Here is an 11926-nt window from a genome sequence, read left to right on the forward strand (position 1 = left end):
TACTCCAAAAATTAAATTTGATGACATCTCTAAAAATTAAATGATATCGATGCGAACCTTAGTGTTCGCATCGATATACAGAAGCACTCATTTAGAAAAGATATTGCGCTCTTAGGGTCATCGCATTACCGCTGTCATAATCCCCAACTAAATCCTGAGTTCCTGGCCCACTGACATCAGACATCAAATAGTTAGCCATAAACTTCATCTTCTTATTGAGGTAGTAGTTCACACCTATGGTGGCCACATCGGCCTCTGTGCCTTGGGTATCTGAGGTAGCATCGAAGTTACTCATACGAGCAAATACTTCCCATGCACCATCGGTAGAAAGTGGAGTCGGAGAGCTAAATACGCCGCGCTTGGCATATTTACGGCTCTCACCTGTGATGAAGTAACTAGCTGTCACATAATAGCCATCGAAAGAAGCATCGTTGACCGACTCTACAGCCTGAACGTCACGTATGGCGTATTCCGCCTGTAGTGACATTGGACCGTATACACCGGCAAACTCGACTCCCCACTGCTGCAGATTATCCACCGCATAGGTATCTCCGCCAGCGGCATAGTTCACTAGACGCACATTGGTCTCACGAACTTCACCACGGGCAAATTTAGCCGACAAATCATTGCCGCCCATATCACGATGGGAACCCCACAGACCTAAGTGCAAGACTTCGCCATCATTGTGTATTGGAGACCAGGTCAAACGACCTGTATAGGAGAGTGCTAGATCATCGTTTTCATCTTTGCCTGTGGCGCCAAATGAGCCGCCCTTGTAGACACCTACGGCATAACGTAGACCCGAATCCTTAAAGTATTGATACGCTGCCACACCATATTTAAAATAGGGAGACATGGTATTTGACAACATAGAACGTGAGATACCCGTTATGTGCTTACTACTGGTCAAGGCCTCCATGCTGATATCTTCACGGATCTTACCTAGCTTGATCACTGGGCCACCCTTGAAACCTTTGTAGCGCAGACGCGCCATAGTGATCTCAGCGCCCTCGGAGAAGTCCAGCAGTAACTTGTAATCCCAGTTATCCGCTTTGCCTTCTACGTAGGTTCTTACACGTCGGGGAAACAGATCAGAGCCTGTTTTTCCGTCGTTACCGGCATTATAAGCACCATCGAAGGTGTCATAATCGAGCTGAAAACGCCCGCCCATCTCGAAACTGTATTTACCATCTTTACTGACGACTTCTAAACCACCACCAGATGTAGATATTTCACTGACGGATAGTTCATCTAACTTTTCACTTAAACTTGCAACTTGCTGCTTTAATTCCTCGATTTCACTTTTTTCATTGGCGATTACCGATGAAGGCAAGGCTAAAGCTGCGGCGACTACTACCGCCGAGATTGATAACTTACCAAATCTATTCGTACTAGACTTGGAGTGGCTCAACTTACTGTTTTGATAGCTCATGAGGGTCTCTTCCACTTGTTGAATTATTTTTATTGGTTCAATCACTTGCAATTTTCACCGATTAAAACCAGAGAAATTACAGCGCAAGACCTTTAGATTGCTGGTGGCACGCGTATATGTAAACGTTTAACAAATAATAATTTTTAACCCCATAAAAACAATTAACAACATAAAATTCACAAGATAGGCACAATTGTAAATGACCAACTGAAGGAAAATAGATTCTGCGGAAACTTGATGCTGACTCAGATAAAGTCAATGACTCTCGATCTATCCGCCTGTAAGCAAGTCCAGTCTCTACACTGAAAATGAGCACTTACAGAGGAGCTGAGCCGCAAGAGCACAGCTAGCGATGTCAGAAGGTGAAACGAGTAGGAAATTAAAAACAACACGCCTACTTATTGAAAATGATGAATTAAAGCTAAACAAATAAGAAAAGCCCCAATCAGCAGGCTTTGAACCTATAGGTCTATTTGATGCTTTACTTGATAATCAATCCTAGCTTAATAACCTGCTAATCATCGTCGATTGAGAGTCTTAAAATATGCCAGGCGTAATCTATATCGACATATTAGAAACATTAAAAATATTGAATATTAACCAAGCTTACATACTAGATTTCGGCATAATTCGAAGGGAACTAGCTTCTAGATTCGCATTTTTACAATCAAGCGGGGCAATAATATTGCCATGGTAAGTAAGCCATTTAACCGAACAGCAATGAAACAAGTGTTTGTCTATCACCTGCAAAAATAGCATTAGTCAGACAAATGAAGCTTTATCTAATAAAGCCTGAGCACTCAATCAAAAAACTTCTTTTAATTTTCATAGTAGGCGTGTCATATTCTTTTAACAGTATATAAAGAATAAAATAACAATTAACGAGTGATGGAACCTAGACTGAAAATGAATGCTATGGATAAACCCCAACTAGCCCCTAAGAGTGAGAGCAACTTAAATGCCTCGCTAAATCCCCAGACTCTATTATCTAAAACCAGATACCTGCTAAGCGCATTAGGGCCAGGTTTATTAATGGCCGCCGCCGCTATCGGTGCCTCTCATCTAGTCGCCTCCACTCGCGCTGGGGCAGAATTTGGCTGGCAGCTAGCCTGGCTTATCTTAGCGGTTAACCTAGTTAAATATCCCTTCTTCGCCGCGGGAGCTCGCTATACGGCTTCCACAGGAGAGAGCTTACTTCACGGTTACCTTAAACAAGGCAGAGGCTACCTCATGCTGTTCACGGGTCTCAACACCATAGCCGCCGTAGCAAGTACTGCCGGGGTAGCCATGCTAACTGCCGCTATGCTGACCCTGTTTATCCCTCTCTCCATCGATCTATTAGCCCTGATTGTTTTATTATCTAGTCTTGCCTTACTTATCTTAGGTCACTACGCCCTACTGGATAAACTCACTAAGGTGATCATGCTGTGCCTCACTAGCTCCACCCTCATTGCCGTGGCATTGGCCTTCAATGCTCCTCCGGTCATTAGCCCAGATTTTGTCTCACAGTCTCCTTGGCAATGGGCTTATATCGGTTTCCTCGTCGCCATGATGGGCTGGATGCCAGCCCCTATAGAAGTCAGTGCATGGAACTCACTCTGGCTATTAGAGAAGAAGAAAACGGCTCATATAACCAAAGAGCAAGCCATCTTCGACTTTAACTTCGGTTATCTGACAACGGCGATTCTTGCTATCGTCTTCCTGGCTCTTGGCTCTCTGGTTATGCACGGCAGCGGCGAACAATTTTCGGCATCAGGGGCTAAATTTGCCAGCCAACTGATAGATCTGTATAGCCAAGTTTTAGGCAGCGAATCACGCTATCTTATCGGCACCGTAGCCCTACTGTGTATCTTCAGCACCACAGTGACAGTCATCGACGGTTACAGCCGCACCCTGAATATGGGCTGGCGCTTACTGACTAAAACTCAAGACACTGAAACTGGCTTAACCAAAGTCATGGTGGGGATCTGTACCTTAGGTTTAGGTATCATTTTGTTTTTCAAAGGAGCCCTACTGCCGCTACTGGAATTTGTGATGATCTTAGCTTTTATGACCACGGTCATTTTCGCTTGGCTAAACTATAAGTTAATGACCAGCTCAGCCTTGGAAGAAGCAGATCGCTACGGCTGGAAAATGAAGTCTCTGTCTATGTTAGGCATGACCTACTTGGTCGGTTTTGCACTCGTGTTTATCTACTGGTTGGTGACAAAATAAGTGAGTATAAAATGCAATTAAGCACATGGACTGCTACTTTTTACCGGCGAAATAGAATATTAACCAGCTTAGCGTTAGGTGCTCTAATACTGAGTGCACTAACACTGAGTAATGCCAGTTATGCCGATTTCCCATCCCTTAAAGATGCAACAATACAATCAGCGAACTTAGATGGGCAAACTCAAAGCAAAGCTGAGACCCCACCAGATAAAATCGAGCTTGCCATACAGCAGGCTATCGACACCTCTCTACAACCCTTCAGTGGCAGTGTCCTACTATTAAGAGATGGCAAACCACTACTCACGGTAAACAAGGGCAGAGGGATCAACACAAAGACCAGCTTTATCATAGCCTCTCTATCTAAACAGATAACGGCGACTCTTATTTTACAGGCTGTCGACGCTGGAAAACTCAATCTTAACCACTCCCTCAATAGCTATCTCATCGATGACGGAATCTTAAAAGATGATAGGAAACAGGAGAAAAAAAGTGATTTGGGCTCAGATTCAATCCCAGGCTCAAACCCAGACTCGGTACCAGATGAAGACTTCGATGCGAAATTTGAAACCGCTCCCCTAGAAGAAATCGCCCTAGACGCTGACAGTAAACTCGAAGATACACAAACCTCATCCACCTCATTGCAAGCAGTCAGTCCGTCACAAGAAGCCAGCGAGCCAAAGGAAGCGAGTTCACCCGCTATCGTCTATGGCATAGATGTCGAATCGGCACAAAAAAGCCTCAACTTTGACCCCAATAGATACGACGAAAATATCACATTACATCACTTGTTGAGCCATACATCGGGAGTCAATAAGCTAGGAAAACCGAATCATTTTAAACCAGGTAGCCAATTTCAATATTCGAATTTTGGTTACTCCCTCCTGGGTGAGATTCTCGAGTGGGTAAATCAGCAAACCTTGGCTCAACAGATTGCCAACCTAAAGCTAATCAATCGACTCGGTGGCCTCTATGCTGAGGTCGGCACCATAGATAACATACGTCAACGGGCCCCCTCTCTCGCCATCGGGCTCAATGAATCTGGTGGGGTATTAGCTCCCTCGGGAATCGAGGTAACCGAATCTTTACTCCCTGCCGGTGGAATTATTGCCACGACCCAAGCCTTTGCAACATTTCAACGAAAGTTGCACTCGGGTAGGCTAATCAGCCACCAGAGCTATCAGTTGATGACAAGCTCACATACTGACATTGATTTCCTGTGGCCGAATATGAGTTACGGCTACGGCCTAAGGATTAACCGCGAAGATGGCATTACAGAATACAGCCATACCGGCTATTTACCTGGGTATATGTCGATGACACTCCATTACCCTGAGTTTAATCTGGATCTGGTGATGCTGGAAAACATCTCTTTAAACGTCAATGATCTCCACCGGGTATTTGAACTGCATAACCAGATACGAGCCAGTATCCGTGAGTCGCTTATTTATAGTAAAAGCAGGAACATGGACAAAATAGATAAAAAAGACAGTACAAATAAATCCCAGGCTTAGGACTAAAGTCGGCTATAATTGTCGCCACAAGATCCCGCAGACGCGGAATCAACGAGAAAAGATAAAGACTTATGATTAACAACGATATTTTACGCCGTCTACGCTTCGTGTTCGATTACCAAAATGCCAAGATGATCAAGATCTTCGCCAAGGTTAACCATGAAGTGTCACAAGAGCTTCTTCTTAATATGCTAAAGAAAGAAGAAGAGGAAGGTTACCAACCTTGTAATGACAAGACCATGTGTCAGTTCCTTGATGGCCTTATCATAGAGAAGCGTGGCCTAAGAGAAGGCGCCGAAATCCCTGAGCCTGTAGCGCAGATCAACAACAACCTTATCTTCAAGAAGCTAAGGGTTGCTCTGGAGATGCGTGAAGATGACATCATCAGCACATTAATTCTGGCCGATTTCAACATGTCTAAATCTGAACTCGGTGCCCTATTTAGAAAGCCAGGTCATAAGCACTTTAAAGAGTGCGGCGATCAAGTTTTACGTAACTTTCTCGCAGGTCTGTCTATCAAGATCCGTGGTAAATAACAGAGCATGATGACGATAAGTAAGTGATTATCTAAAGCACAGCTCAGGCTGTGCTTTTTTGTTTTAAATCAAACAAATTTAAATACTAAAAAGATAGAAAAAAGATAGAAAAAAGAGCTAAAAAACAGCTCTAAAACACAACAAAGATCACATTTCGTGATAATCTTGCCTGACTCACAGCATCTATAATTATAACTATCGAAAAGGCTACCAATGGACGATCATAAACGCCCGCTCTACCTTCCCTTTGCAGGACCTGCGATTCTCGAAGCCCCTTTGATCAACAAGGGCAGCGCATTCACCGATGAAGAACGTATATTCTTCAATCTCGAAGGTCTGCTACCTCATGTCATCGAAACCATCGAAGAGCAAGCGTCTCGTGCTTATGATCAGTACACTAATTTTAGCAATGATCTCGATAGACACATCTACCTGAGAAACATTCAAGACACCAACGAGACCCTCTACTATCGTTTGGTTCAAAACCATATTACCGAGATGATGCCAATCATCTACACCCCAACTGTGGGTATGGCCTGTGAACGTTTCTCCAAAGAGTATCGCCGTAACCGTGGTCTATTTATCTCCTATCCAAATAAAGACCGCATCGATGATATTCTCAATAACTCGACACGCCAGAAGGTAAAGATCATCGTTGTCACCGATGGTGAACGAATTCTTGGTCTGGGCGATCAAGGTATCGGCGGCATGGGTATCCCGATTGGTAAGCTGTCTCTATATACCAGCTGTGGCGGCATCAGCCCAGCATACACCTTGCCTATCACCTTAGATGTTGGCACAGATAACCCTCATCTGCTGGAAGATCCCATGTATATGGGCTGGCGTCATCAGCGTATCGGCGGCGACGAGTATAAAGACTTCGTCGAAGCCTTTATGCAGGCGGTTAACCGTCGCTGGCCTGATGCCTTGATCCAGTTCGAAGATTTCGCCCAGAAAAACGCCATGCCACTGCTTGAGCGTTACAAAGATCAATATTGCTGCTTCAATGATGATATTCAAGGTACAGCAGCCGTGACTGTGGGTTCACTACTCGCCGCATGTAAAGCCGCTAAAACTAAACTGAGTGAGCAACGTATCGCCTTCTTAGGTGCGGGTTCTGCCGGTTGTGGTATTGCCGAAGCCATAGTGGCCCAGATGGTCTCAGAAGGCATTTCAGATACTCAGGCTCGCCAGCAAGTATTTATGGTCGACCGCTGGGGAATGTTGCAAGCCAACATGCCTAACCTACTGCCGTTCCAACAAAAATTGGCACAAAAGTGTAATGACGTCAAAAACTGGGATAACTTCAGCGATAACATCTCACTACTTGACGTGATGAAAAACGGTAAGCCTACGGTACTTATCGGAGTATCCGGTGCACCAGGATTATTCACCGAAGAGATCATCAAGGCGATGCATACTAACTGCCCTCGCCCTATCATCTTCCCGCTATCGAATCCAACCAGCCGCGTCGAAGCCACACCTAAAGATGTACTGCATTGGACCAATGGCCAAGCACTTGTCGCAACAGGCAGCCCCTTTGAGCCAGTCGTTGTCAATGGTGAAACCTTCGAGATTGCTCAGTGTAATAACGGCTATATCTTCCCAGGTATAGGTTTGGGCGTACTCGCATCAGGCGCGAAACGCGTTAGCGATGAGATGCTGATGGCATCGAGCCGCGCATTAGCCGAGTGCTCACCACTTGCCATTAATGGCGAAGGCCCATTGTTGCCATCACTGGAAAGTATCCACAGTGTCAGCAAGCACATAGCCTTTGCCGTCGGTAAAGTTGCCGTCGAGCAAGGTCATGCCCTGCCTTGTACCGATGAGCTACTTAAGCAGTCTATCGAAGCTAACTTCTGGACAGCAGAGTATCGACGTTACAAGCGAACTTCGTTCTAACTCTTAACTAAGAGTTAGGTCAGAAACTTACTCTAATGTTCAAGGTTCGATTAAAGCTACCAGTTGATACTGGTAGCTTTTTTATTGCCTTGAAATGAAGGCTGATTACATTTTCTGATTTAGCTTCTGGCCGACTGGGTATTGGGGAGTGTGTATAAGGTCGTCCCTTCGTTGCCATCTAACGCCTGTCTGGCGAGGTATGTGTACTCTTTATTTTGAGAAGGTTCAGCGAGTCGCCACGGATGATGGAAATGCCGAAAAATGTAGGGAACATTTTCGGCCTTGTTTTGGAAATTCTCAGCCCCATCTACACTAGTTGAATAACAAGAAAGTTTGGTCTTATTCACTCCGACCTTTTTGTTCATTTGTTGTCATTCCGACAGAGTTTTTTAGCCGAAACCCAGTAACCTTTGCTGTTGGAATACGTCATTAAAGGTCGTTCCTTCATAGGCAGAAATCAGGCCACCCATTGTTAATGACATACTGTCGCCCTTCCTACTAAGCTTTAATGGTGAGCTTAAACTGGAGATAATTATGCCCCGCCCTCGAAGTTCTCAAATTAGTCTCGAGAAATCAGGCCACCCATTGTTAATGACATACCGTCGCCCTTCCTACTAAGCTTTAATGGTGAGCTTAAACTGGAGATAATTATGCCCCGCCCTCGAAGTTCTCAAATTAGTCTCGAAGACACACCCTACTATCACTGCTGTAGTCGCTTAGTCCGCCGCGCCCACCTCTGCGGAGATGACAAGTATACAGGTAAAAACTATGATCATCGTCGAGGGTGGGTAGAGGCGCAGATACTCAAACTGACAGAAGTGTTTGCTATTGATGTCGCTGCCTATGCCGTAATGAGTAATCATCTGCACCTAGTACTGTATATTGACTTAGATACGGTCAATATCTGGTCCGATAGAGAGGTGGTTGAACAATGGCATAAATGTTTCAAAGGTACAGATCTTACGCAAAACTTCGCTAAAGGTGAGGTCATTGATCAGTACCAAGTGGATGAGTTAAAACATCTCATTGCCACTTATCGCTCACGGCTCATTGATATTAGCTGGTTTATGCGTTGCCTCAATGAGCCCATAGCAAGACAAGCCAACCATGAGGATAACTGCACGGGACATTTCTGGGAGGGACGGTTTAAAAGCCAAGCTTTACTCGATGAAGCGGCTGTTTTAGCTTGTATGGCTTATGTTGAACTGAACCCTATTCGTGCGAAGGTCGCTCAAACACCAGAAAGTTCTGACTACACAAGTCTTCAGCTAAGAATTAAGGCGGCCTTGAAGGGCAAACAACCAGTAAAACTATTGCCTTTTATTGGCAATGAGCACGGACATCAAGCTAAAGGTATCAATTTTGACCTTAAAGATTACTTAGAGCTGGTTGATGAAACCGGCCGTATACTCCGCGATGATAAGCGAGGTGCTATTTCAGCCAATACAGTAAGAATATTAACTCGGCTAAATATCACCAGTGATAACTGGATAAAACTCACCACTGACTTTGGTAAGCTCTTTCATGGCCCTGTAGGCACTCTGCCTGAGCTAACAAGCTATTGTGAACACTTAGAGAAGCGGCGACGACATTTCTCTCAATGCTGTCAGTACTTACAAGCAAGCTGATACATTCAGTCATCCCTTGCTTCACTTAATCAATTAATTTAATGGGTTGGGATAGTCCTGCGTAAAATTCACCTTTTCCCTTCTTCAGCGACCAATATATATAAATAATTAACTCAGAAACGCCTGATAAGTGGCCGAGTGAATCTCATAGCTAAGTTAAATCTCGATAACTAGAAATAAGTGGTGCACTTATACTTTGAATAAGGGATGTATCTATGTTGTTAATTTGCAATGGGTGGCTCTAGTCTTCTTTTCTTCAGCGACCAATATATATAAATAATTAACTCAGAAACGCCTGATAAGTGGCCGAGTGAATCTCATAGCTAAGTTAAATCTCGATAACTAGAAATAAGTGGTGCACTTATACTTTGAATAAGGGATGTATCTATGTTGTTAATTTGCAATGGGTGGCTCTAGTCTTCTTTTCCCTTCTTCAGCGACCAATATCTATAAATAATTAACTCAGAAACACCTGATAAGTGGCCGAGTGAATCTCATAGCTAAGTTAAATCTCGATAACCAGAGATATGTGGTGCACTTCTACTTCGAATAAGGGATGTATCTATGCTGTTAATTTGCAATGGGTGGCTCTGCGACCAATATATATAAATAATTAACTCAGAAACGCCTGATAAGTGGCCGAGTGAATCTCATAGCTAAGTTAAATCTCGATAACTAGAAATAAGTGGTGCACTTATACTTTGAATAAGGGATGTATCTATGTTGTTAATTTGCAATGGGTGGCTCTAGTCTTATCTTTGAATAAGGGATGTATCTATGCTGTTAATTTTCAATGGGTGGCTCTAGTCTTTGCTAAGTTAAATCTCAATAACTAGAAATAAGTGGTGCACTTATACTTTGAATAAGGGATGTATCTATGTTGTTAATTTGCAATGGGTGGCTCTAGTCTTTCTCTGCCACTCACCCACTGAGTTGATTGATTAAAGCTGGGCTTTGGAAGTCAGCCCCCCGAATCAATCCCTATAAAGTCAGATAAAGCGATTAAGATAATTAGAATACTTGTTATTCAACATGTCTCTGATGAAAAAAAGACACAAAAAAGGCCATGGTTTCCCATAGCCTTTACCAATGCCTAACTGGCTAAACTCACTCGATACTCAGAACCTAGTAATTAGACATAGGACTAATTTCTCGTGTTGAACAGACGGCTATTTTCCGTCGACAACTGCCATGATGCTGTTAAACAAGGCTCTGTCGGTACGAGATTTTTTCAGTTTCTTGGTACAATCCTTGAGTGAATCGTCTGAGATACGGGTGAAGATACCGTTATACTCTTTCTCGTCGATAGCTTCTTCACTGTCAGCGGCTTCTGAGATATCTTGAGCCACTCGACTCAGCTGTATCCAGGCATTAGCAATATAGAAGCCATGAAAGTCTGCCTGAGGCAGCTGAGCTCTGGCGCTGCTAGGCAAAGCTTGCCAGCCCTTGATAAACTTCTCATCAGTGTCTTCAAGCAACTCGTTACAGAGGTTGGCGTAGGCTTCCAGCAGATTCTCAGGGATCTTGTCCATGGGAATAACCACATTACATACATTCAATGAAACTTGTTCGACTCGTGCTTTATACTCTGGGGTGATCTCAATCATGGTTTACTCTATAAACTTTTTAATAAAAATGGGCTTAGATTTAGTAATAACTAACGTTTAAACCTAGCGCGAAACTTAAACTGACCGCTGGACTTAAAATTTTCCGCTGACATGCAGACCATAGCCGCCATTGCCAGCAATAGGCGTAATTGTGATGCCTTTATAGGGATCGGTAAAGTAAAGTCCGGATAATACACCTATGGCAGCACCTGCCAATACATCTTCTATGTGGTGCTGATCGCTAGCTACTCGGGTATAACCCACATAAGCTGCACCTATATAGGCAGGAATGGCCCATTCCCAACCGTATCTCTGTTGTACGAAGGTCGCCGCGGCGAACGTATCTGCAGCATGTCCCGAAGGAAACGAATCATTACCTGAGCCATCTGGCCTTTCCTTGTGAACGGCATATTTAAGCCCCTCTACAGCAAGGCGGGAGACCAGACCGGTCTTGAGCAACTGCCAGCTTCCCTCATAGTCATCTTCGACAAATAGAGTCGCACCCAATGTGACTGCTGGGATCAAGAGGTGAAGTACATCTCCTGACTTTTCCAGGTTAGAATCATTAGAATTTGCCAATACAGGCCCACTCAGTAATAACAATATGCTCGTAAATACGGCTCTCACGATTAGTAGACCCTCATATAGATAAAATATGGCAGCCTTTATACCTGTGCCCCGGAATAAAAGCAAAATAAGTAGCAAATAGAAAAATGCCACCTTAATTTATAGCCGCTAAAGATACAGTATTTTATGTCAAAAAATTGTAGATGAAAAATATGCTGATGAATCATCACAATTAAGATTTTGTATCCTGAAAATCATGAGTCAATCAAGAGCTAGAAGCTGCTGTTATTGGCTTTAACCTTAGCCAGGAGCTTATATTCCGAGTCCATATCACTTAGCCTAAATAGCAGTCAAAGTTAATTAGCAAGCGCTAAACCTAAGCGTTGCAGTCATTTATAGGTAATGCTATAGTCCCGAAAATCGCTTCGTATAATCCCAATGATATGGTTTGGGAGTTTCTACCAAGAGCCTTAAATTCTTGATTATGAAGTCTGTAACTTTATGCACTATCTCCACTATGAACTATCTG

Annotated in this window: 8 protein-coding genes and 1 riboswitch; of the genes, 5 read left to right on the forward strand and 3 right to left on the reverse strand. The window is 43.7% G+C overall.

All coding sequences use genetic code 11. From position 1 onward, the window contains the following. Window positions 1-91: 91 nt before the first annotated feature. The gene (locus SVI_RS16295) at window positions 92-1432 is read right to left on the reverse strand and encodes an OprO/OprP family phosphate-selective porin (protein WP_013052709.1); all 1341 of its coding nucleotides are present in this window, start codon (window positions 1430-1432) and stop codon (window positions 92-94) included. 1032 nt (window positions 1433-2464) lie between these two features. On the opposite strand from SVI_RS16295, the gene SVI_RS16300 reads away from it, so the two are divergent. From SVI_RS16300 to SVI_RS16325, 5 genes are all read left to right on the forward strand, one after another. Then, the gene (locus SVI_RS16300) at window positions 2465-3646 is read left to right on the forward strand and encodes an NRAMP family divalent metal transporter (RefSeq protein WP_013052710.1); all 1182 of its coding nucleotides are present in this window, start codon (window positions 2465-2467) and stop codon (window positions 3644-3646) included. A gap of 11 nt (window positions 3647-3657) precedes the next feature. Continuing rightward, complete coding sequence (locus SVI_RS16305; protein WP_013052711.1) at window positions 3658-5157, forward strand: serine hydrolase domain-containing protein; 1500 nt, start codon at window positions 3658-3660, stop codon at window positions 5155-5157. A 71-nt stretch (window positions 5158-5228) separates the two neighbouring features. Next, window positions 5229-5693 carry a YehS family protein gene (locus SVI_RS16310; RefSeq protein WP_013052712.1) on the forward strand — a complete coding sequence of 155 codons (465 nt, stop codon included), beginning with the start codon at window positions 5229-5231 and terminating at the stop codon, window positions 5691-5693. A 213-nt stretch (window positions 5694-5906) separates the two neighbouring features. Then, window positions 5907-7595 carry an NAD-dependent malic enzyme gene (locus SVI_RS16315; protein ID WP_013052713.1) on the forward strand — a complete coding sequence of 563 codons (1689 nt, stop codon included), beginning with the start codon at window positions 5907-5909 and terminating at the stop codon, window positions 7593-7595. A 650-nt stretch (window positions 7596-8245) separates the two neighbouring features. Further along, the gene (locus tag SVI_RS16325; protein ID WP_013052716.1) at window positions 8246-9223 is read left to right on the forward strand and encodes a hypothetical protein; all 978 of its coding nucleotides are present in this window, start codon (window positions 8246-8248) and stop codon (window positions 9221-9223) included. Between the two features lie 1169 nt (window positions 9224-10392). On the opposite strand, the gene SVI_RS16330 is transcribed toward SVI_RS16325, so the two are convergent. Beyond that, complete coding sequence (locus SVI_RS16330) at window positions 10393-10830, reverse strand: DUF3069 domain-containing protein (RefSeq protein WP_013052717.1); 438 nt, start codon at window positions 10828-10830, stop codon at window positions 10393-10395. A gap of 93 nt (window positions 10831-10923) precedes the next feature. After that, complete coding sequence (locus tag SVI_RS16335; protein WP_013052718.1) at window positions 10924-11457, reverse strand: phosphatase PAP2 family protein; 534 nt, start codon at window positions 11455-11457, stop codon at window positions 10924-10926. 345 nt (window positions 11458-11802) lie between these two features. Beyond that, window positions 11803-11902: riboswitch (purine riboswitch) on the forward strand. The last annotated feature ends 24 nt before the right edge of the window (window positions 11903-11926 follow it).

This window comes from Shewanella violacea DSS12, from assembly GCF_000091325.1.
In the GTDB taxonomy this organism is placed as follows: domain Bacteria; phylum Pseudomonadota; class Gammaproteobacteria; order Enterobacterales; family Shewanellaceae; genus Shewanella; species Shewanella violacea.

Bases quoted from the DNA above. Each gene is read 5' to 3' on its own strand.
- SVI_RS16295 (WP_013052709.1), bottom strand. From the start codon at position 1,432: ATGAGCTATCAAAACAGTAAGTTGAGCCACTCCAAGTCTAGTACGAAT.
- SVI_RS16300 (WP_013052710.1), top strand. From the start codon at position 2,465: ATGGCCGCCGCCGCTATCGGTGCCTCTCATCTAGTCGCCTCCACTCGC.
- SVI_RS16305 (WP_013052711.1), top strand. From the start codon at position 3,658: ATGCAATTAAGCACATGGACTGCTACTTTTTACCGGCGAAATAGAATA.
- SVI_RS16310 (WP_013052712.1), top strand. From the start codon at position 5,229: ATGATTAACAACGATATTTTACGCCGTCTACGCTTCGTGTTCGATTAC.
- SVI_RS16315 (WP_013052713.1), top strand. From the start codon at position 5,907: ATGGACGATCATAAACGCCCGCTCTACCTTCCCTTTGCAGGACCTGCG.
- SVI_RS16325 (WP_013052716.1), top strand. From the start codon at position 8,246: ATGCCCCGCCCTCGAAGTTCTCAAATTAGTCTCGAAGACACACCCTAC.
- SVI_RS16330 (WP_013052717.1), bottom strand. From the start codon at position 10,830: ATGATTGAGATCACCCCAGAGTATAAAGCACGAGTCGAACAAGTTTCA.